At 60.0% G+C, this 20844-nt stretch carries 19 protein-coding genes; 12 read left to right on the forward strand and 7 right to left on the reverse strand.

Annotated features, from left to right (window positions below; all coding sequences use genetic code 11):
- Positions 1-111: 111 nt before the first annotated feature.
- Positions 112-1446, forward strand: a complete 1335-nt coding sequence (locus ACR3E7_RS01745; protein ID WP_480503227.1) for an 8-oxoguanine deaminase — start codon at positions 112-114, stop codon at positions 1444-1446.
- Positions 1447-1505: 59 nt separating this feature from the next.
- Here ACR3E7_RS01745 and guaD read toward each other — a convergent pair whose 3' ends face one another.
- Positions 1506-2792, reverse strand: coding sequence for a guanine deaminase (gene guaD / locus ACR3E7_RS01750; protein ID WP_480503226.1), 1287 nt, complete (start codon positions 2790-2792; stop codon positions 1506-1508).
- A 141-nt stretch (positions 2793-2933) separates the two neighbouring features.
- Here guaD and mgtE point away from each other — a divergent pair, with 141 nt between their 5' ends.
- On the forward strand, positions 2934-4328 hold the full coding sequence (mgtE, locus tag ACR3E7_RS01755; RefSeq protein WP_480503225.1) for a magnesium transporter: 1395 nt from the start codon (positions 2934-2936) through the stop codon (positions 4326-4328).
- Positions 4325-4882, forward strand: coding sequence for a 5-formyltetrahydrofolate cyclo-ligase (locus tag ACR3E7_RS01760; RefSeq protein WP_170783987.1), 558 nt, complete (start codon positions 4325-4327; stop codon positions 4880-4882). The genes mgtE and ACR3E7_RS01760 overlap by 4 nt, the downstream gene beginning before the upstream one ends.
- Before the next feature lie 6 nt (positions 4883-4888).
- Here the strand turns inward: ACR3E7_RS01760 and ACR3E7_RS01765 are convergent, their stop codons facing one another.
- Positions 4889-5116 (reverse strand): putative hemolysin, encoded by a 228-nt coding sequence (locus ACR3E7_RS01765; RefSeq protein ID WP_170788257.1) that lies wholly within the window; start codon positions 5114-5116, stop codon positions 4889-4891.
- Positions 5117-5202: 86 nt separating this feature from the next.
- On the opposite strand from ACR3E7_RS01765, the gene ACR3E7_RS01770 reads away from it, so the two are divergent.
- From ACR3E7_RS01770 to ACR3E7_RS01780, 3 genes are all read left to right on the forward strand, one after another.
- Positions 5203-6018 (forward strand): TIGR00282 family metallophosphoesterase, encoded by an 816-nt coding sequence (locus ACR3E7_RS01770; RefSeq protein WP_480503224.1) that lies wholly within the window; start codon positions 5203-5205, stop codon positions 6016-6018.
- A 79-nt stretch (positions 6019-6097) separates the two neighbouring features.
- Positions 6098-7876, forward strand: a complete 1779-nt coding sequence (locus ACR3E7_RS01775; RefSeq protein WP_480503223.1) for an SLC13 family permease — start codon at positions 6098-6100, stop codon at positions 7874-7876.
- 96 nt (positions 7877-7972) lie between these two features.
- The gene (locus ACR3E7_RS01780; RefSeq protein ID WP_480503222.1) at positions 7973-8719 is read left to right on the forward strand and encodes a YbaY family lipoprotein; all 747 of its coding nucleotides are present in this window, start codon (positions 7973-7975) and stop codon (positions 8717-8719) included.
- On the opposite strand, the gene ACR3E7_RS01785 is transcribed toward ACR3E7_RS01780, so the two are convergent.
- From ACR3E7_RS01785 to ACR3E7_RS01800, 4 genes are all read right to left on the reverse strand, one after another.
- Complete coding sequence (locus ACR3E7_RS01785) at positions 8720-10381, reverse strand: FAD-binding dehydrogenase (RefSeq protein WP_480503221.1); 1662 nt, start codon at positions 10379-10381, stop codon at positions 8720-8722. It lies immediately after the preceding gene.
- An 11-nt stretch (positions 10382-10392) separates the two neighbouring features.
- The gene (locus tag ACR3E7_RS01790; RefSeq protein WP_480503220.1) at positions 10393-11250 is read right to left on the reverse strand and encodes a bile acid:sodium symporter family protein; all 858 of its coding nucleotides are present in this window, start codon (positions 11248-11250) and stop codon (positions 10393-10395) included.
- A 72-nt stretch (positions 11251-11322) separates the two neighbouring features.
- On the reverse strand, positions 11323-12057 hold the full coding sequence (locus ACR3E7_RS01795) for a glutamine amidotransferase (RefSeq protein WP_170784001.1): 735 nt from the start codon (positions 12055-12057) through the stop codon (positions 11323-11325).
- Positions 12058-12073: 16 nt separating this feature from the next.
- Positions 12074-13846 carry an SLC13 family permease gene (locus ACR3E7_RS01800; protein ID WP_480503219.1) on the reverse strand — a complete coding sequence of 591 codons (1773 nt, stop codon included), beginning with the start codon at positions 13844-13846 and terminating at the stop codon, positions 12074-12076.
- 110 nt (positions 13847-13956) lie between these two features.
- On the opposite strand from ACR3E7_RS01800, the gene ACR3E7_RS01805 reads away from it, so the two are divergent.
- Together ACR3E7_RS01805 and ACR3E7_RS01810 are read left to right on the forward strand one after the other, a co-directional pair.
- Positions 13957-14697 (forward strand): YebC/PmpR family DNA-binding transcriptional regulator, encoded by a 741-nt coding sequence (locus tag ACR3E7_RS01805; protein ID WP_170352472.1) that lies wholly within the window; start codon positions 13957-13959, stop codon positions 14695-14697.
- Positions 14698-14818: 121 nt separating this feature from the next.
- A complete protein-coding gene (locus ACR3E7_RS01810) occupies positions 14819-16093 on the forward strand; it encodes an MFS transporter (RefSeq protein WP_480503218.1) in 1275 nt (424 codons plus the stop codon).
- Position 16094: 1 nt separating this feature from the next.
- Here the strand turns inward: ACR3E7_RS01810 and ACR3E7_RS01815 are convergent, their stop codons facing one another.
- Positions 16095-16979 (reverse strand): LysR family transcriptional regulator ArgP, encoded by an 885-nt coding sequence (locus tag ACR3E7_RS01815; RefSeq protein ID WP_170784005.1) that lies wholly within the window; start codon positions 16977-16979, stop codon positions 16095-16097.
- A gap of 87 nt (positions 16980-17066) precedes the next feature.
- Between ACR3E7_RS01815 and ACR3E7_RS01820 the strand changes: the two genes are divergently transcribed.
- The 4 genes from ACR3E7_RS01820 to betC all read left to right on the forward strand — a co-directional run bounded on the left by ACR3E7_RS01820 (position 17067) and on the right by betC (position 20784).
- Positions 17067-17666 (forward strand): LysE/ArgO family amino acid transporter, encoded by a 600-nt coding sequence (locus ACR3E7_RS01820; RefSeq protein WP_170784007.1) that lies wholly within the window; start codon positions 17067-17069, stop codon positions 17664-17666.
- A 41-nt stretch (positions 17667-17707) separates the two neighbouring features.
- On the forward strand, positions 17708-18616 hold the full coding sequence (locus tag ACR3E7_RS01825; protein ID WP_480503217.1) for a DMT family transporter: 909 nt from the start codon (positions 17708-17710) through the stop codon (positions 18614-18616).
- Between the two features lie 90 nt (positions 18617-18706).
- Positions 18707-19279, forward strand: a complete 573-nt coding sequence (betI, locus tag ACR3E7_RS01830) for a choline-binding transcriptional repressor BetI (protein ID WP_480503216.1) — start codon at positions 18707-18709, stop codon at positions 19277-19279.
- A complete protein-coding gene (gene betC, locus ACR3E7_RS01835) occupies positions 19276-20784 on the forward strand; it encodes a choline-sulfatase (protein ID WP_480503215.1) in 1509 nt (502 codons plus the stop codon). The genes betI and betC overlap by 4 nt, the downstream gene beginning before the upstream one ends.
- Positions 20785-20844: the final 60 nt, after the last annotated feature.

Consider the following 20844-nt stretch of genomic DNA (forward strand, 5'->3'; position numbering starts at 1 on the left):
TTGCCCGGACCGGCCCGGTCGGTTATTTTCTGACCGGTTGGTTCTTACGCCCGTTTTCCGCCAGCCCGCATTCTCCAAGCATGAGACGGGTTGATGCGACGGAGGGGCGAGATGACCGAAATCCTTTTCAAACACGCAGATACCATCCTCACAATGGATGACACGCGACGCGAATTGCGCGGGGCCGATATTCTGATCCAAAATGGCCAGATTGCGCAGATCGGGCAGGGCCTGACCACGACCGGAGAAATCCATGACGCGACAGGATGCGTGGTGACACCTGGTTTGGTGAACACACATCACCATCTTTACCAAACCCTTACCCGCGCCGTACCCGGTGGGCAGGATGCGCTGCTCTTTGGTTGGCTGAAAACGCTCTACCCCATCTGGGCACGGTTCGGACCGGATGAAATGTTCACCTCAGCTCAGATTGGGCTGGCCGAATTGGCGCTGTCGGGCTGTACGCTTAGTTCGGATCACTTGTACCTCTACCCCAACGGCGCACGGCTGGACGACACCATCGCCGCCGCTGCCGAGGTCGGCCTGCGTTTCCACCCGACCCGTGGCGCGATGAGCATCGGTGAAAGCGATGGTGGCCTGCCCCCGGATGCGCTGGTTGAAACCGAGGATGCAATCCTCAACGATATGATCCGCGTCGTCGACGCCTTTCATGACGCGTCCGAGGGCGCAATGTGTCGGGTCGGCCTGGCTCCATGCTCTCCGTTTTCGGTTAGCCGTGACCTGATGCGCGACACAGCCGTACTGGCGCGAGACAAGGGCGTGATGCTGCACACTCATCTTGCCGAAAACGATGAGGATATCGCCTACTCCCAAGCGCAATTCGGCTGCCGCCCCGGTCAATACGCCGAAGATCTGGGCTGGACTGGCCCGGATGTGTGGCACGCTCATTGCGTCAAGCTGGACGGCGCCGAGATCGACCTCTTCGCCCGCACACAGACCGGCGTTGCCCATTGCCCCTGTTCGAACTGTCGGCTGGGCTCAGGGATCGCGCCGGTTCGGAAAATGCGCGATTGCGGCGTGCCAGTTGGGCTGGGCGCGGATGGCTCGGCCAGCAATGACAATGGCAGCCTGGTGCTCGAGGCGCGACAGGCCATGCTCCTCCAACGGGTCGCCAATGGCGCGGATGCGATGTCCTCCCGCGAGGCGCTTGAACTCGCAACCCGAGGCGGTGCTGATGTCCTCAACCGCCCCGATTGCGGCCGGTTAGCGCCGGGCAAGCGCGCAGATATTGCCATCTGGGACATAGGCGGTATCGAAAGCGCAGGCAGTTGGGACCCGGCGGCGCTGTTGCTATCCGGGCCGATGAAGGTGAAACATTTGTTCGTCGAAGGTCGCCAAATCGTGCGCGGCGGGGCTATCACCACTCTGGACCTGCCACGTGTGATCGAACGGCAGAACGCGCTGGCGCGAGCCCTGCAAAGCTGAAACTCTTCTTCTGTTCAATAATACCTCCGCCGGAGGCATGCGCCGCAAGGCGCATTCCCTCACGCGACAGCGGCCCCACCGATCCAAACCTCGGCAATGGCGCGATCATCCCCCATCATGATGGTCGGGAAGATCGCCTCCCATATATCATCCGCACAAGCCTCGCGCTGCGCGATGGCCGGGGTCGAGGCCAGATCAAGCACGACCAGATCCGCCTCCATCCCCAGTGCGATATTGCCAATCCGATCGTCCAACCGCAGCGACCGCGCCGATCCGACCGTGCCCAACCACAACAGTTGCGCCGCATGCAGAGGCGCGCCGCGCAGTTGTCCGATCTCATAGGCCGAGGCCATTGTATGCAGCATCGAGAAACTCGACCCGCCGCCCGTATCCGTGGCCAACCCGACCCGATGCCCGTCATGCATCAATCCGGTCATATCGAACAGGCCCGAGCCAATGAAGGTGTTCGAGGTCGGGCAATGGATCAGCGCCGCGTCCACCTCGCGCAGGCGGTCGCGCTCGCGCGCTTCCAGATGGATGACGTGGCCATAGACCCCATGCGAACCCAGAAGACCGAATTTCTCGTAAGTATCCAGATAGTCGCGCGCCTCGGGAAACAACTCGCGGACCCAGGCGATTTCATCCGTTTGTTCACTCAGATGGGTCTGCATTAGACAATGAGGGTGCTCGGCCCACAGCGCGCCCATCGCCTCAAGCTGTTCAGGCGTGGATGTCGGTGAAAACCGCGGTGTGATAGCATAGGTTAAACGGTCAACACGATGCCATTTCTCTAGCAATGCCTCCGATTGGTCATAGGCCGTTTTCGCAGTGTCCCGCAGCCCCTCGGGCGCGTTGCGGTCCATGCAGGTCTTGCCTGCCACCACACGCTGGTTGCGCGCTTGTGCAGCCGCAAAGAACGCATCGACGCTTTCGGGGTGAATGGTGCAAAAGCTGCACATCGTCGTGGTGCCATGGGCCGCTGTTAGGTCCAGATAGCGGTTTGCAATTTCGGCGGCGTAGGTCGGGTCGCCGAACTTCATCTCTTCGGGGAAGGTATAGGTGTTCAACCAGTCGATCAGACGTTTGCCCCAGCTGGCAATCATCGCGGTCTGTGGATAGTGCACATGCGCGTCCACAAATCCGGCCATGATCACGTGCTGGCCGTGATCGACCACCTGCGCGTCGGGATGCGCAGAGCGCAGCGTATCGGCATGACCCACCGCGGCGATATGGCCACCCTCGACCACCACTGCTTCGCTGAACTCAACGGCGTCGGTTGGCTCGCCCTCGAACGGGGAACCGGTAAAGCTGAGCACACGCCCTTTCAGCAGCGTTTTCTGCGCCATTTTCATTCATCTCCGCCTGTATGGGACCGTCAAATAGCATAGGCGCGGGAAACTTCTGGGTAAATCGGCGCATTGTCATTGTTTTCCGGTAGCTGCTTCTTCTATTTAAAGGGCAATGACCGAAGGATAGCGGGGGCAGACATGACCACAGGCATTGACGAACCCCAAGTCGAGTCGACCAGTGACGACGACGTTTATGCGCTGGACCCGAAGGCTATCACGGCAATTCTTTATGCTGTCGATGTGGATGACCGCGACAAGCTGGTTGAGCTTATGGAGCCGCTGCACGCCGCTGACATCGCCGACCTTCTGGAACAGATCAATCCGTACGACCGCGCCCAGCTGATCCGGCTGTATGACAAAGAGTTTGACGGCGACATCTTGTCCGAACTTGACGAGGCCGTGCGGGAAGAGATCATCGGCATTCTCAAGCCCGACGTTCTCGCCGACGCCGTGCGCGAGATGGAAAGCGACGATGTCGTCGACCTGCTGGAGGACCTCGAAGAGCCGCAGCAAGAGGCCATTCTGGACGCGCTGGAGGATTCCGAGCGGATCGCGGCAGAGCAAGCGCTGTCTTACCCCGAGAACTCGGCCGGTCGCCTCATGCAGCGCGAAGTGGTCATGTCGCCCGAACATTGGACGGTGGGTCAGGCCATCGATTTCATGCGCGCCAATGACGATCTGCCCGAGCAATTCTACTATGTCGTCATGGTCGATCCGCGCCTGAAACCTGTGGCGCAGGTGACACTGGGCAAGCTTATGGCGGCGCGCCGCGAAGTGCGGCTGGCCGATCTGGCCGATGAAGAGCTGCACATTATTCCGGTCGATCAGGATGAAGAGGACGTGGCCTATGCGTTCAACCAGTACCACCTGATCTCGGCCCCGGTGGTGGATGCTGATGGGCGGTTGGTTGGAGTCATTACCATCGACGACGCCATGGTGGTTCTGGATGAAGAGCACGAGGAAGATATCCTGCGTTTGGCTGGGGTTAGCGACGAAAGCTCAATCGCGGACAGTGTGGCGGATACCAGCAAGCGACGGCTGCCGTGGTTGGCGGTGAATCTGTGCACGGCGATCTGTGCCTCGCTGGTGATTTCGCAATTCGAGGCAGCAATTGATCAGCTGGTGGCGCTGGCGATCCTGATGCCGATCGTGGCTTCGATGGGGGGCAATGCAGGTACGCAGTCGCTTACAGTCGCGGTGCGAGCGCTGGCGACGCGCGACCTGACCAACGCCAACGTGATGAGGGTGATCCGGCGGGAATTGCTGGTGGGACTTCTGAACGGGCTGTGTTTTGCCATCGTGCTGGGCACGGTTGGGATGATGTGGTTTGATTCTCCGATGCTGGGTGTCGTGATCGGGTCGGCCTTGGTCGTGAACATGGTGATCGCGGGGTTTGCGGGTACGGTAGTACCGGTGGTGCTGGATCGTCTGGGCGTTGACCCGGCGCTGGCGTCGGGGACCTTTGTGACGACGACAACGGATGTCATGGGGTTTTTCATCTTTCTGGGACTTGCCAGCGTGGTGCTACTGTGACCGATCTGACCGAAATCAAAGCCGCCGCGCGCAAGGCGGCCTTTGCGCGTCGAAAGGCTGCCTTTGACGCGCGACTTCCCGGTGCGGCAGGGCGTTTGTCCGAAGTGTTGGCCGGGCACCGGGGCGTGCCGATCTCGGGCTACATGCCCATCCGCACCGAGATTGATCCGCTGCCCGCCATGGCCGAGGCTTCGGCCTATGGTCCGGTCGGCGTGCCCGTGATCCAAGCTGCCGCGCAGCCGCTGAAGTTTTCGCACTGGACCCCCGAAGGCGCTCTAAAAGACGGCCCTTTCGGGGCCAAGGTGCCGGAGGTCGACGATTATTTTGACCCGGAAATCCTGATCGTGCCGCTGGTGGCCTTTGATGCGCAGGGTGGACGGCTGGGCTATGGCGGTGGTTTCTATGACCGCACGCTGGAGGGACTGCGCGCCAAACGCCCGACACTGGCCATTGGTTTCGCCTTTGACGCACAAGAGGCCGAGGGCTTGCCGCTGGAGCCAACCGATCAGCCCTTGGACATGGTGATCACGGAAAGCCGGGTTCTGACGTTTTAACGCCGCTCACCCCGCATGGTTTTCGCGGAAATACTCCCACGCATCCAGATCGCGCCCATCGGGTAGGGTACACCGCCCTGTTTGGCCGTCGGCCCCGTCGACAATGCGATAATCGCCGCCGCTTTCGACACAGAACGTCGCCGCAGGGTTGGCGAGTTGTGCCGAGTTATCAGACGCAGGTTCGCATGCAGCGAGGGGGATCAGCAGAAGGGCAGGCAGGTATAGGCGGGTCATGAAACGCTCCGATGAATGGTATTGGCAGTTTATGACCTGAGTTTAACCACTTGTGCTTGGTCATTGCCACACTTAGGACGGTTCGTATGAGGATACTATTTCTGGGTGACGTCATGGGCCGCGCCGGGCGTGCGGCGATCCAACAACATCTGCCGCGTCTGCGCGACGAATGGCGGCTGGATTTTGTTGTGGTAAATGGCGAGAACGCCTCGAACGGGATGGGGCTGACCGGCGATCACGCCAAGCTGCTGCTGGATGCCGGCGCCGATTGCCTGACGCTGGGCGATCACGCGTTCGACCAGAAAGATATGCTTCAATTCGTCGAGAAAGAGTCCCGCATCGTGCGGCCGGTAAATTTCGCCAAAGGCGCGCCGGGGCGGGGGCATCGCCTGTATACCGCGCCGGGCGGGCGCAAGGTTCTGGTGGTGCAGGTGCTGGGGCAGGTCTTCATGAAACGGCCCTTTGATGATCCGTTCTCGGCCATCGAGCCGATCCTGAAATCCCACCCGCGCGGTGGTCAGGCGCAAGCAATCATTGTCGACATGCATTGTGAGGCCACATCCGAGAAGATGGCCATGGGTCATTATTGCGATAAACGCGCCAGCCTTGTGGTCGGCACGCATACCCATGTGCCAACGGCAGATGCGCAGATTCTGCCCAATGGAACCGCCTATCTGACCGATGCTGGGATGTGTGGCGATTACGACTCGGTCATCGGCATGGACAAGGTCGAACCGATGCGTCGCTTTATCACCGGAATGCCCAAAGCCCGATTTACCCCCGCCGATGGCGAGGCCACGCTCAGCGGCGTGTTTGTCGAGACTGATGACCGCACCGGAGAGGCAAAATCTGTGCAAATGGTGCGCGTTGGCGGGCGTTTGCAGCAAGCAGGGCCGCAGTAAAGCTTGCTCTGCCCATCCCAATGCGTGAAACTGCCTGACGAGCGCGCAGCTCGGGTCAGGGTTCGGACATAAACCAAGAATGCAACTCCTTCAGCTTTCAGAAACAGGCAGCGCGATACTGGCGCTCTTGGTTGTCGCGGGCATGTTCATCATGTTCCTGCGTGAGGTTTACCCGACCGAGGTAGTCGCCATCGGCGGCGTGGCCGTGATGCTGGTAACGGGCATTCTGCCCTATCAAAGCGCGCTGGCCGTGCTGTCCAACCCCGCACCTTGGACCATTGCCGCGATGTTCATCATCATGGGGGCTTTGGTGCGCACGGGTGCGCTGGATGCGTTCACCTCAACCGCGCAGAAACAGGCGCAGGTCAACCCAAGGATTGCCATTGGTCTGTTGATGGGGTTTGTGGTGCTGGCCTCGGCCGTGGTGTCGAATACGCCGGTTGTCGTTGTGATGATCCCGGTCTTTGTCCAGATCGCCCGCACGCTGAACGTGCCTGCGTCGAAATTGCTGATCCCGCTCAGCTATGCGGCGATTCTTGGGGGTACGCTGACGCTGATCGGCACCTCGACCAACCTGCTGGTGGACGGTGTAGCCCGGTCGCAGGGTATGGCTCCCTTCACCATTTTCGAGGTCACTCCGCTGGGTGTTGCGCTGGTGATCTATGGCATGGTCTACCTGCGGTTCATCGCGCCACGTCTGCTGCCGGATCGTGACAGTATGGCGACGCTTCTGTCCGACCGCTCAAAGATGAAATTCTTTACCGAGGCCGTCATCCCTCCCGAAAGCAACCTGATCGGGCGCGAAGTAACGGGCGTACAGCTCTTCAAACGCCCCGGCGTCCGACTGATCGACGTGATCCGAGGCGACGAGTCATTGCGCCGCAACCTTAAAGGCGTCGAGCTGAAACTGGGCGACCGCGTGGTTCTGCGCACCGAAATGACGGAACTGCTGAGTCTGCAAAGCAACAAGGAACTCAAGCGCGTCGACCAAGTTTCGGCGGTCGAGACCAAGACAGTCGAGGTTCTGATCACCCCCGGCTGCCGCATGGTTGGCCGGACACTGGGCGCAATGCGTCTGCGGCGGCGTTATGGTGTCTATGTGCTGGCGGTGCATCGCAGGAACCAGAATATCGGGCGCCAACTGGATGATCTGGTGGTGCGCGTAGGCGATACGCTGCTGCTGGAGGGCGCACCCGAAGACATCCAGAGGCTGGCCGCTGATATGGATATGGTCGACGTCTCACAGCCCTCAGCCCGCGCGTTCCGACGCAGTCATGCGCCGATTGCCATCGGTGCGCTGGTCGGGATCGTGGCTCTGGCCGCGCTGGGCGTTGCACCGATCCTTCTGCTTTCCATTCTGGCGGTCGCGGTGGTGCTGCTGACTCGCTGTATCGACGCGGATGAGGCGTTTTCCTTTGTCGAAGGTCGCCTGCTGGCGCTGATCTTCTCGATGCTGGCGATTGGCGCAGCGTTAGACAAATCCGGCGCAGTGTCGCTGATTGTCGAAGCGGTCGCACCGGGCCTCAGCGCCCTGCCGCCTTTCCTGATCATCTGGGCCGTGTATCTGTTGACCTCGGTGCTGACCGAGCTGGTCTCGAACAACGCGGTGGCCGTGGTGGTGACCCCGATTGCCATCGGGCTGGCGCAAGCGGTGGGCATCGACCCGCGTCCGTTGGTGGTGGCAGTTATGGTGGCGGCCTCGGCCTCATTTGCGACGCCCATCGGATACCAGACCAACATGATGGTTTATGGCCCCGGTGGGTACCGTTTCACCGATTTCCTTAAGGTCGGGGTGCCATTGAACCTGACAGTGGGCTTGCTGGCATCGCTGCTGATTCCGTTGATCTGGCCGCTTTAAAGACGGCGCGATTTTGCCGACAAGGGTTTGCGCCACTTGTAAATACAGTTACCGTAACAATCTTTTCATCAAATGCGAATGTGAAAGGATTGGATCATGCCTTTTCCAAAACTCGGCCAAGCCATCGTCGTAGGCGCAGTGGCGCTAACCATTTTAGGTAGTCAGAGCCATGCAGGTACCATCACAGGAACTGCAACCTACCGCGAGCGGATCGCGGTGACACCGGATGCGACGCTATATGTTGAGTTGCAAGATATTTCCCTCGCGGATGCCCCCGCTGTCACGCTGGCGTCGCAGCGCTATGCCTTGACAGGTGTACCGGCTGAATACGCGCTGAACTATGATGATGCGCTGATCCAGGACGGCAAGACTTATGCGGTCCGAGGTTCAATCTATCACGGCAACAAATTGCTGTTCACGACGGATACGGTGAACCCTGTCCTGACACGGGGTGGTGGAGATACCGCTGATCTTGTGCTGGTGAAGGTTTCTCCGAAAGCAACCGTCAGTCTGGACAACACCAACTGGACGGCAATCGGCATCAACGGTGATGTGGTCGAAGCGCAACGCCCGCCGCAAATCACCTTCGAACAAGACGGTGCATTCGGCGGTACAGGCGGGTGCAACAGATTTTCGGGTCAGGCTGAAATCAGCGGTGACAGCCTGAGCTTTCCCGACAACATGGCCGCCACCCTGATGGCATGCCCGCCCGAGCTTGAAGAAGTCGAAGATCAATTCTTGGCCGCTCTTCAGACCGTAACCCGCTATGCGGTCGCAGGGGACAGCCTGGTGATGCTGGATGCGGGCGGTGAGCCCGTTTTGAAATTCGTCCGGGCCGAGTAATCAGGCCACAGCGCGCGACCGTCCGGCATTGCGGCCCGAGAAGATGCAGCCGCCTAGAAACGTGCCTTCAAGCGCGTTGTAGCCGTGATAGCCGCCACCGCCAAAGCCTGCGACTTCTCCGGCCGCGAACAGGCCGGGAACGACCTGACCATCTGCCCCGATCATCTGGCTGTCGAGGTTGGTCTGCAACCCACCTAACGTCTTGCGCGTCAGAACGTGGAGCTTGACCGCGATTAAAGGACCGTTGTTCGGGTCAAGGAACTTGTGCGGCTTGGCCGTGCGGATCAGCCGGTCGCCACGATAGTTACGCGCGGCCAGAACGGCGGCCATCTGGGCATCTTTGGTGAAGGGGTTATCAACCTGTGAATCCCGCGCTTCTATCTGGGCGCGCAGATGAGCCTCATCGATCGGGGCGTCGCCCATCTGGTTCATGCCGCTGACCAGTTCGGTCAAAGTGTTGGCGACGATGAAGTCTTCACCATGCTGTTTGAACGCTTCGACCGGCGCGGTGGCCTTTGAACCGGTCAGCACGCGCCGAAACAGCACTTCGCGCCAACCACCTTCGGTCATGTCGGGGTTCTGTTCGGACCCTGACAGGGCGAATTCCTTTTTGATCACCTTCTGAGTGAGCACGAACCAGCTGTATTCATAGCCGGTTTTTAGGATTTCCTTTAGTGTGCCCAAGGTATCAAACCCCGGTAGGCAAGGCGGTTTCAACCGGTTGCCGCGCGCGTCAAACCACATCGAACTAGGGCCGGGCAGGATGCGAATGCCGTGCGAAGGCCAGATCGGATTCCAGTTCCGCACGCCTTCGGTGTAATGCCACATCCGGTCGCCATTGATCACATGACCGCCCGCCTTCTCGCTGATGGCAATCATACGGCCATCGACGTGAAAGGGGACACCTGCGACCATATCCTTGGGCGGCTCCCCCAGCCGATCACGTGGCCAGTTCTTGCGCACCATCTCGAAATTGCCACCAATGCCGCCAGAGCTGACAATGACCGACGGCGCGTAGACCTCAAACTCACCCACTTCGTCGCGGTTGGTCTTGGCCCCGTGCTGGGCGGTGTCGTCGGCCAGAACCTCGCCTGAGACCCCCTTGGCGCAGCCGTTCTGCATGATGATATGGCTGACCTGATGGCGGAATTTTAGCTCGACCAGTCCACTATCTACATGTTCGCGTACGCGGCGGATGAAATGTTCCAGCACGCCTGGCCCGGTGCCCCATGTGATGTGGAACCGAGGGACCGAGTTGCCGTGACCATCCGCATAGGACCCGCCGCGTTCAGCCCAGCCGACCACCGGAAACCAGCGCAGGCCCATGTCATGCAGCCAAGGACGCATCTCGCCAGCGGCGAATTCCACATAGGCCTCGGCCCATTTGCGCGGCCATGCGTCCTCATCCCGGTGGAACTGTGCACTGCCCATCCAGTCCCGCAAGGCCAGATCATGACTGTCGCGAATGCCCATGCGGCGCTGTTCTGGAGTGTCGATCATGAACAAGCCACCAAGGCTCCAAAATGCTTGCCCGCCCAAAAAATGCGCGGGTTCCTGATCGACGATAATCACCTTTTTGCCCCGGTCGCCCAACTCTGCAGCGGCAGCCAGCCCCGCCAGACCGGCCCCAACGACGATGGCATCTGCTGTGTTCTTGGTCATGTAGCGTCCTTTCAGCGGCGGCGGAACCAGAGGATGAAGGGCAGTGCCAACGCATACATGGTGATCCCGTAGACGGCGGAAGGCAGGGCCAATGGGCTGAACCCGCTTTCCGTCCCGGTGATCAGCGCAGCCAGCGTGATGCCCAGGGTCGAGTTCTGAATGCCAGTTTCGATTGAGACAGTCTTAGCCTCATTCCAAGACAGGTTCGCGACCCGCGCCAGCCCCAGCCCGATGAGCAGCAGGCCAAGGTTCAGAGTGATCAGCCCCGCCCCCATGGTCCCAAGGTTATCGACAAAGAGTTGCCAATTCCCTGCCAGCGCCGCGAGCACGACCAGAACAAACAGCGTGGTCGCCAGCTTGGACAATCCGGGTTCGATCCGATTGGCAAATTCGATTGCAAAATGGCGGATGCTGACGCCGATGGCGACGGGAAGGGTGGTGATCAGGAACATGGCGATGGCCAGGCCGGTGATCGAGACCTCGGGAGCGTCGTCGCCCATGAAGTAGTTGATCGACCATGCCGCTAGAAAGGGTACGGTCAGCATCGACAATAGGCTGATCACCGCCGTCAGGCTGACCGACAGCGCCACGTCGCCCTTGGCCAGTTTGGAGAGAATGTTGCTGGTCACTCCGCCGGGGCAGAAGCTGAGGATCATGAACCCCACGGCAATCTCGGGCGGCAGCGCGAACAGCGCAACGGTCGCAAAAGCCGCGACCGGCAGTAACACGACCTGACATAGCGCGCCGATGGCAAAGGGGTAGCCGCGCGTCAGGACGCGGCGGAAATCGGCGAACTCAAGCCCGATGCCCAACGACAGCATGATGATGGCCAGCGACAGGGGCAAGCCGACAGATATGAGTAGATCCAAGAACAACTCCTCCCAAAGCCGTTCTGGACAGCCTATGCGAGCGGTCCGCAATTGCGCAACCGCGCCGTTGGGTCAGCCATAGCGTTCCGCAAAACGGCGCAGGATCAGTGCCGGCTGGGTGACGTCGGCCGCGTGGCAAATGTCGATCAGGCGCTGGGCGTCTTCGGGCGGGAAATAGCCGTGATGCTTGTAGATGTTTATACGTTCCTCGAAGTCCTTTGCCTCGGCCTCGGGGTGGAACTGCGTGGCATAAACGTTGTGGCCAAAGCGGATCATCTGAAACGGGCAGGGGTCCGAGGCTAGCAGATGCACGCAGCCATCGGGCAAGGCCTGCACAGCCTCTTTATGGCCGACAAAGGCGTCGAACGTATCGGCCAACCCGTTGGTGAGCGGGTCCTGGGCGCCATCCTCAGTCATGTGACAGGTCGAGGGGCCAACGGGTTCGCCGTACTGCGCCTTGCTGACCGAACCGCCCAGATGCGCGGCCAGTATTCCCAGACCATAACAGCAGCCCATGAACGGATGGTCCTGTGCGGTAATCTGCGGCATCAGGCCCATGATCGCTGCTTCGACCCGCGCATCGACCGCCGATTTTGTTGCCGGATCATCGCTGACACATCCGGGACCACCGCCGACTATCACACCGGCATAGTCGGTCACGTCCAGCCCCTCGGGCAGGTTCTCGCAATCCAGCCGGATGCGGTGCGTTCGCTCGGGCGTCAATCCGGTTTTGTCCAGGATCGAGGCATATTCGGCATCCGAGGCATCGGTTTCGGGACGCAGTTGCAGGATCAGAAATCGTTTCATACGCAGCCTTTACCCGTCACAACGGCCAGAACACAAGGATCGAGGGGACCGAGACCGCGATGATCAAAATCTCAAGCGGCAGCCCCATGCGCCAGTAGTCGCCGAAATGATAGCCGCCGGGGCCCAGAACCAGCGTGTTGTTCTTGTGGCCAATCGGCGTCAGAAACGCAGCCGAGGCCGCAACCGCGACCGTCATCAGGAACGGATCCGGCGAGACCTCCAGCGTGCGGGCCATCTGGATGCCAACTGGGGCGGCGACAATGGCTGTGGCGGTGTTGTTCAGCACATCCGACAGGGTCATGGTGACGACCATCAACACAGTCAGGATCGCCCAGGCGGGCAGGCCATCGGTCAGTTGGATCAGCGCATTTGCGATCAATTCAGTCCCGCCAGAAGTCTCCAATGCACTGCCGAGTGGGATCATCGACCCCAGCAGTACCACGACGGGCCATTCGATATGGTTGTAGATCTCGCTAATAGGCATGATCTTGGTCAGCACATAGGCCACCACGACCAGACCCAGCGCAATCGGCAGGTAGATCAGCCCGATACTGGCCGCCAGCACGGCCGCCCCGAACAGACCAATCGCCAGCCAAGACTTGTCATTGGTGGTCACGTTGAGGCCGCGCTCGGCCAGAGGCAGACAGCCTAGCCACTCGGTCACGTCCACGCTGCGGTCACGCGGACAGAGCAGCAACAGGATATCGCCCGCCTCAACCTCGGTCTTGCGGACTTGCTGGGTGATCTGGCGGCCTTGGCGCGAGATGCCCATAAGCACTGTGCTTTGTCGCCATGCCAACCCCAACCCTTGGGCGGTGCGCCCGGTGATACGGGCGTTCTCGGTGGCGACGACCTCGATCACCTCTAGCCCGTCGCCCTCGGCGGTCAGCAATTCCTGCCGCCGCGTGTCCGAGAAATCGAGGTTCAGCGCCGCGCGGAATTCGTCCAGCGCCTCGGGTCTGGCCTCCAGCACCAGCGCGTCGCCCGCGTGCAGTGTGGCATGGGCGGACCGCCCATAGCGGCGCTTGCCGTCACGGATCAGGCCGATAATGGCGACGTCAGATTTCTCGGCGGTTTCGTATAATTCGCTGACACGCTTACCGATTTGGGGCGACTCGGGCGGGATGGTCAGTTCAGCGATATATTCGGCCAGCGCCTCGGTGCTTTCGGTCTGTAGGCCTCGATTTGGGATCAACCGCCAACCTATCAGAGCGACAAAGGCCAGACCGGCAATGGCCGCAATCCCGCCTACGGGGGCGAAATCGAACATTTGGAACGGCTCACCCAGCGTCTCTGCTCGGATCGAGGCGATGATAATGTTGGGCGGAGTCCCGATCAGCGTGACCATGCCACCCAGAATGGTAGCGAAACTCAGCGGCATGAGTGACAGGCCCACAGACCGTCCGGCCTTGCGCGCCGTCTGGATATCGACCGGCATCAAAAGCGCAAGTGCCGCCACGTTGTTCATGAAGGCCGATAGAACCGCGCCGATCCCGCCAATCAGCGCGATGTGCGCGCCAAGCCCGCGCGAGGCATCGACGAGCGAGCGCGTGATCAGAAACACCGCGCCCGAGCGGACCAGCCCGGCGGATACGACCAGAACCAGCGCCACGATGATGGTCGCGGGATGGCCAAACCCGGCGAATGCGTTGTCCACGGGCACGACGCCCAGCACAACACCAATCATCAGCGCCGAAAAGGCAACCAGATCATATCGGAACCGCCCCCATAGCAGCATTCCAAAAACCGTGGCGAAAAGGGCAAAAAGAATAATTTGATCACTTGTCATGTCGCCACCATACCTGCGACGGGATATCGGGCAAGCCGCTCTCTTGATCCTGCCCCCCGCAAACGTCTATATGAGCGCCGAACACGCAAACATGATGACGAGGACGCACTATGGCAGGCCACTCCAAATGGGCCAACATCCAGCACCGCAAGGGACGTCAGGACGCCGCGCGGTCCAAACTGTTTTCCAAACTGTCGAAAGAGATCACCGTGGCCGCCAAGATGGGCGACCCCGATCCAGACAAGAACCCGCGCCTGCGTCTGGCGGTGAAAGAGGCCAAGTCGAACTCGGTCCCCAAGGACGTGATCGACCGCGCGATCAAGAAATCGGTGGCTGGTGAAGGCGACGAATACGAAGAAATCCGGTACGAGGGCTATGGCCCCAACGGCGTGGCGGTGATCGTCGAGACGATGACCGACAACCGCAACCGGACTGCCTCGACCGTGCGGTCCACGTTCTCGAAGAATGGCGGCAATCTGGGCGAGACCGGCTCGGTCGGGTTCATGTTCGACCGAAAGGGAGAGGTTGTCTATCAGGCGGACGCGGGCGACGCGGACACGATCTTTGAAGCCGCAATCGAGGCAGGTGCCGAAGATGTCGAAAGCTCGGAAGACGGTCACATCATCTGGTGCGCCGATACCGATCTGAACGACGTATCCAACGCGCTGGAAGAGGCCTTGGGCGAGTCCGAATCCACCAAGCTGGTGTGGAAACCCACGACCACGACCGAGCTGGGTCTGGAAGATATGCAAAAGCTGATGAAGCTGGTCGATGCGCTGGAAGATGATGACGATGTGCAGCGCGTAACGACCAATTTCGAAGCGACGGATGAGGTCATGGCTCAGCTGTGATCCTGTCGTTAATCGATCAGGAAAACCCGGCCTCTGGCCGGGTTTTTTTTATGCGCCTTTTCAGTGTGCTTGGCGGAACACGTTAAACTCGGTAAGCTGTTCGCAAAACAGCAATGAGAGCATGACGGACAGTCCCCCGATCCCCGCAAAACGAAACCTGCCTGTGTTGACCGGGCAAAGCATCCTGTCGCAAATCGCTTGGACGCTTGGCAGCCCCTCTATCGTGCTGCCGTTTCTTGCTGTCTCGCTGGAATTGCCGATGTTCATAGCGGGCGCGCTGGTCTCGGTTCGCATGGTGGGCAGCGTGATTGCGGATGTGTTCTTGGCGCGTTCGATTTCGGCTCACGACCGCAAGAAACGCGGCATTGCGCTGACCGAAGTCGCGGTTGGCCTCTGCCTTCTGATCGCACTGGGGGTGGCGACGACGGGCTATGTGCCACTGATCGCGGCGGCGTTTGTCCTTGTTTTCTTCATCATCGGGTTGGTCGATGAGATGCAGATGCTGATGTATACGGATTTATTGGGCGATCACGTTCAACCCAAATCCCGCATGATCATGCGTTATCTGCAACTAGGCGTCGGGGGACTTGGCGCCATCGGTCTGGCGCTTTTGGTGCATGAGATCGTCAAAGAAAACCCGCCTTTCTCGCGCCATTCAGCAATCATCTTTGTGTCCGTAGGCTTTTTCGTCCTGTCTGGGCTGGCCATTCTGGCGATGTTCGAAGGCGCGCGCAGTGGTGAAAGCACCCGCGATACCGCGCCTGAGACGAAACGCAAGTTCATCACCTATTTCACCGACATCATCGCGATGTTCAACGAGCCGTGGTTCCGGCGTTACTTGATCATGCGATTGCCTCTGGTCGCGGCCACGCTTTCAGTGCCCTTTTTCGCCCTAATCGCGGCTGAGGCGCACCATGCCTCGGCCAAGGGTCTGACGGCCATGATCGTTTCCTCGGCGTCTGGCTATCTGGTTTCCGCGCCATTGTGGCAGGCGGTGAACATGAAGTCCCACCGGGCAGTCATGGTGACGGGGAACCTGATGGTCGCCATCACCGGGTCGGTGCTTTTGGTCTTTCATTTCTTGCACTTGGATCATGATGTTCATCTACACGCCATCGCGTTGTTCATCGTGACAGTGGCCGTGACCGGTATCAGCAGCGCACGAAAACTGTACTATCTGGACGTGGCCCCCAAGGATCAGCGCGTCAAGGGCGCGGCAGCGATCAAAAGCGTCAGCCGCCTAGTCGCAGTCATCCTTTCCGCCGCGCTGGCCGCGGTGGCGCACATGCACGAGGTCGCCTGGGCCATTGCCTTTATCGTTGTGGTGGCCGTTTTTGCGGCCTTTGCCTGCTATCGTCTTGTTTTGCCGATGCCGGAAAGCTCGGCTTCAGCCTGACCTATAGCGGCCGCAACGTGCGGCTTGCACTGCGTTTCACAGCTTGGGTCAACGGTTGCAGGGCCGGGGCCAGAATGCGCCCGACCTGCCATGTCAGTGGCACGTCAAACGGGGCATCGGGTTTTAGTACAGTCAGTCGGCCATCCTCCAGCGCTGATTTCGCCAGATTTTCCGGGTTCATACCCCATCCCAATCCGGCAATGGCCGCATCGACAAAGCCATGCGACGACGCGAGAAAATGCGACGGCGGTGAGATGCGTCGCCCGAATTCCTGAGCGATCCAAGCCTTTTGCAAGCCGTCCTTGCGGTTAAAGGTCAGGCAAGGCGCACGGCCAAGACTGGCGGTATCGACGCTATTTGAGAACCACTTTTGCATAAAGGCAGGGCTGGCCGTCGCGAGATAGCGAAACGACCCCAAAGCAAAGGCATCGCATCCCGCTACAGGTTGCCCGCCAATGGTGACAGCGGCGCTGACCTCGCCCCGGCGCAACCAGTCGGCGGAATGGTCTTGATCGTCCAGTACAAGGTCGAACAACAACCCATCCACCTGCGCCATGGCTTGAATGAACCATGTCGCCAGAACATCGGCGGGTACAGCGATGCGCACGCGGGTCAAGGGGGCCTCTCGGTCCAGCGTCAGTTCACGCGCCAGTTGGGCTTCAAGCAGTCCAATATCCTCGGCATGTTGCGCAATGCGCAGCCCGGCGGGGGTGGCCGTGCACGGGGTGCCGCGCAGGATCAAGGCTGCGCCGACCCGATCCTCCAGCGCTTTGATCCGCTGGGAAATGGCCGAAGGCGTGACGGACAACTCGGACGCGGCGGCCTCGAAACTGCCGTGGCGCAGAATGGCTGACAAAGCCGACAGGTGGTTGGGATCGAGCAGCATTAGCTTAGCTTAATCAAGATCAACATCTTTAATTTGATAGGGCGGCAGGATCGTCGTAGTCAACGGGGCATCGCGTAAGGAGGTCCCATGTCCACATCCCTGATCGCCGGTTTTGCGCTTGGCTTCAGCCTGATCCTTGCCATCGGGGCCCAGAATGCCTTTGTCCTGCGACAGGGGCTGCGGCGCGAGCATGTGTTTCCCCTGTGTCTGACCTGCGCCGTCTCGGACGCGATTCTGATTGCGGCGGGCGTGGCCGGGTTCGGAACGCTGGCGCAGGCGGTCCCGTGGTTTGAGACCGCGATGCGCTATGGTGGTGCGATTTTCCTGACATGGTACGGGTTACGCAGCCTGCGATCCGCGTGGCGCGGCGGCGCGGTGATGCATGTCACGGGCGGCCAGCGTGCCAGCCTGCGCTCGGTCCTGCTGACGGTGCTGGCTTTCACCTGGCTGAATCCGCATGTCTATCTGGATACCGTGGTTCTGATCGGATCAATCTCGGCGCAATATGAGGATCGTCTGGCATTTGCCGCCGGCGCAATGATTTCCAGCTTTGTCTTCTTTTTTTCGCTGGGCTACGGGGCTGGGGTCTTGTCCCCGATCTTCGCGCGCCCCAGGGCATGGCAGGTGCTGGACGCGATTATCGGTGTGGTGATGCTGTCGATTGCGGTCAAGCTTGTCTCACTCTGAGGGTCTTGCTCTTGGGCGGTATTCGGTGTTGAACCGTTAACATGACAACCCTCACCGCGCCCTCCCGGCCTGTCGCCGGCATGTTCTGGATGTTCTCGGCCGGGGTATCGTTCGTGGCCATGACGGCGCTGGTAAAGTCGCTGGGATCCAGTATGGACCCGATACAGGCCGCGTTTTTCCGGTTTGTGTTCGGGTTGGTCTTTCTGCTGCCTGCTTTGCGACTAATCGTGTCCACGCCGCTGACGCGCAAGCATCTGACCCTGTTCGGGATACGCGGGATAGTGCATGCGGTGTCGGTGATGTTCTGGTTCTATGCAATGACCCAGATCCCCTTGGCCGAGGTTACGGCGATGAACTACATGACCCCGGTCTATGTCACGCTTGGTGCGGCGCTGTTTCTGGGCGAACCGCTGGCGTTTCGGCGTATCGCGGCCATCGGCGTGGCCCTGATCGGGGTTGCCATAATCCTCAGGCCGGGGTTTCGAGAGGTTTCGCCAGGTCATATCGCCATGCTGATGACCTCGCTGACATTGGGGGCGTCTTATCTGCTGGCCAAGCGGCTGGTGCAGGACTTGCCGCCCTCGGTCGTGGTGGCGCATATGTCCATCTGGGTAACAATCGCGCTGATCCCCTTTGCGATTGCGGTCTGGACGCCGCCCAGTTGGTACGATCTGGGCATCCTGTTCCTGATCGCCAGCTTCGCCACGCTGGGGCACTATTTGATGACGCTGGCCTTGCAGGCAGCCCCTGTGGCCGTCACACAACCGGTGACCTTCCTGCAGCTGATCTGGGCGACGCTTATGGGGGCGTTGGTCTTTCATGAAAGCGTCGACTTTTGGGTTGTCGCCGGTGGCACACTGATTCTGGCCGCCGTCAGTTTCATCGCCTGGCGCGAGGCGGTTTTGAACCGCAGCAGCCTGACCACGCCCAGCATTGCCCCCAAGCTCTAGTCGATTTCCAGGTGGCAGAGGTGTTATTGATTGACGAGTCAATAAAAACACCCTAGCGTTTTTCCATCCTGCGCAGTGAAAGGGGGAGAGATGCCAAAACTCGGAATGGAGCCGATCCGTCGGGATGCGATCGTCAAGGCGACGATTGCCGAGCTTGGCGCAAAGAAATCCCTCGACGTCACTGTGAGTCAGATTGCCAAGCGAGCCGGTATGTCCAGCGCACTGGCGCATCATTATTTCGGGGGCAAGGATCAGATTTTCCTGGCGGCCATGCGCCGTATCCTGTCCGACTTCGGGGCTGAGGCCCGACAAGAGCTGAGCTCCGCCGCACCTGATGAACGCCCGCAGGCGATTATCCGGTCCTGCTTTGCGCCCTCGTGCTTTACGCCCGATGTGATCGCTGCATGGATGACCTTTTATGTGCTGGCACAAACCAACGAGGAGGCCCTGCGCCTTTGGAAAATATACCAGGCGCGCATCCGTTCTAATCTGATCAACGCGCTGCGCCCATTACTGTCGGACCCTGTCGAGGTCGCGGATGACATGGTGGCGCTGATTGACGGCCTTTATATCCACGCCGCCCTGAACGCCCCGGAGGAACCGGAACTGGCAGTTAACCACGCAATGCGCGTGCTCGACACGTTTCTTGAGGCTGAAAAATGATACAACCCAACATTCTGATCCTGATGGTGGATCAGTTGAACGGGACCCTTTTTCCGGATGGTCCCGCAGATTGGCTGCATGCACCGAACCTGAAAAAACTGGCCGCCCGGTCCACGCGGTTTGCCAATGCCTACACAGCCTCACCTTTGTGTGCGCCTGGCCGGGCCAGTTTCATGTCCGGGCAGTTGCCTTCGCGCACCGGCGTCTATGACAACGCGGCCGAGTTCCGCAGCGACATCCCCACCTATGCGCACCACTTGCGCCGGGCTGGGTACTATACCTGCTTGTCAGGCAAGATGCATTTCGTCGGCCCCGATCAATTGCACGGGTTCGAGGACCGCTTGACCACTGACATCTACCCCGCAGATTTCGGCTGGACGCCCGATTATCGCAAACCGGGCGAGCGGATCGACTGGTGGTATCACAACATGGGTTCGGTGACGGGTGCCGGCGTGGCCGAGATTTCCAACCAGATGGAATATGACGACGAGGTCGCATATAACACCAAGGCCAAGCTCTATGATCTGGCGCGCGGCAAGGACGATCGCCCATGGTGCGTGACCGTCAGCTTTACCCATCCGCATGATCCCTACGTGGCGCGTCGGAAATATTGGGATCTGTACGAGGATTGCGAGCATCTGCTGCCCGAAGTTTCGGACCTTGGCTATGACAATCAGGACGCGCATTCCAAACGGATTTTCGACGCGAATGACTGGCGTAGCTTTGACATCTCTGAGGACGATATCCGCAAGTCCCGCCGGGCCTATTTCGCCAATATCTCGTATCTGGACGATAAGATCGGCGAAATCCTCGAAGTGTTGGAAACCACGCGGCAAGAGGCAACCATCCTGTTTGTCTCGGACCACGGCGACATGCTGGGTGAGCGGGGCCTGTGGTTCAAGATGACCTTCTTCGAGGGCTCGTCGCGGGTGCCGCTGATGATCTCTTCGCCCGATTTACCAGCAGGTCGGATTGAGCCACCGGTCTCGACCATCGACGTCACGCCGACGCTTGGCGCGCTTGCAGGTGTCGACATGGCCGAAATCGCACCATGGACCGATGGCGAAGACCTCGTGCCGCTGGCTAAAGGCGCCGAGCGGACTGCGCCCGTGGCGATGGAATATGCGGCCGAGGCGTCATACGCGCCGCTGGTTTCGCTGCGGTATGGCAAGTGGAAATACAACCGTTGCGCGTTGGACCCCGACCAGTTGTTCGACCTTGAGGCCGATCCGCATGAGTTGGAAAATCTCGCCGAAAAACCTGAACATGCAGGCACCTTGCAAACCCTGCGTGCCAAGTCCGAGGCGCGTTGGGATCTAAACCGGTTCGACGAAGATGTACGTGCCAGTCAAGCCCGCAGATGGGTGGTGTATGAGGCGCTGCGGCAGGGGGGGTACTACCCTTGGGATTATCAGCCCCTGCAAAAGGCATCCGAGCGTTACATGCGCAACCACATGGACCTGAATGTCGTCGAGGAAAGCCAACGCTTTCCCCGCGGAGAATAACAGACTGATTTAGTAATACCCCCTTCGGTTCGGCCAAGGTTTTTCGATGGAAAATCTTGG

Source organism: Ruegeria sp. BK1 (genome assembly GCF_056535645.1).

Coding starts and splice junctions, on each gene's coding strand:
- ACR3E7_RS01780 (WP_480503222.1), top strand. CDS start 7,973: ATGCCTTTTCCAAAACTCGGCCAAGCCATCGTCGTAGGCGCAGTGGCG.
- ACR3E7_RS01815 (WP_170784005.1), bottom strand. CDS start 16,979: ATGCTGCTCGATCCCAACCACCTGTCGGCTTTGTCAGCCATTCTGCGC.
- betI (WP_480503216.1), top strand. CDS start 18,707: ATGCCAAAACTCGGAATGGAGCCGATCCGTCGGGATGCGATCGTCAAG.
- ACR3E7_RS01800 (WP_480503219.1), bottom strand. CDS start 13,846: ATGACAAGTGATCAAATTATTCTTTTTGCCCTTTTCGCCACGGTTTTT.
- ACR3E7_RS01745 (WP_480503227.1), top strand. CDS start 112: ATGACCGAAATCCTTTTCAAACACGCAGATACCATCCTCACAATGGAT.
- ACR3E7_RS01820 (WP_170784007.1), top strand. CDS start 17,067: ATGTCCACATCCCTGATCGCCGGTTTTGCGCTTGGCTTCAGCCTGATC.
- ACR3E7_RS01810 (WP_480503218.1), top strand. CDS start 14,819: ATGACGGACAGTCCCCCGATCCCCGCAAAACGAAACCTGCCTGTGTTG.
- ACR3E7_RS01775 (WP_480503223.1), top strand. CDS start 6,098: ATGCAACTCCTTCAGCTTTCAGAAACAGGCAGCGCGATACTGGCGCTC.
- ACR3E7_RS01795 (WP_170784001.1), bottom strand. CDS start 12,057: ATGAAACGATTTCTGATCCTGCAACTGCGTCCCGAAACCGATGCCTCG.
- guaD (WP_480503226.1), bottom strand. CDS start 2,792: ATGGCGCAGAAAACGCTGCTGAAAGGGCGTGTGCTCAGCTTTACCGGT.
- ACR3E7_RS01805 (WP_170352472.1), top strand. CDS start 13,957: ATGGCAGGCCACTCCAAATGGGCCAACATCCAGCACCGCAAGGGACGT.
- ACR3E7_RS01770 (WP_480503224.1), top strand. CDS start 5,203: ATGAGGATACTATTTCTGGGTGACGTCATGGGCCGCGCCGGGCGTGCG.
- betC (WP_480503215.1), top strand. CDS start 19,276: ATGATACAACCCAACATTCTGATCCTGATGGTGGATCAGTTGAACGGG.
- ACR3E7_RS01825 (WP_480503217.1), top strand. CDS start 17,708: ATGACAACCCTCACCGCGCCCTCCCGGCCTGTCGCCGGCATGTTCTGG.
- ACR3E7_RS01765 (WP_170788257.1), bottom strand. CDS start 5,116: ATGACCCGCCTATACCTGCCTGCCCTTCTGCTGATCCCCCTCGCTGCA.
- mgtE (WP_480503225.1), top strand. CDS start 2,934: ATGACCACAGGCATTGACGAACCCCAAGTCGAGTCGACCAGTGACGAC.
- ACR3E7_RS01785 (WP_480503221.1), bottom strand. CDS start 10,381: ATGACCAAGAACACAGCAGATGCCATCGTCGTTGGGGCCGGTCTGGCG.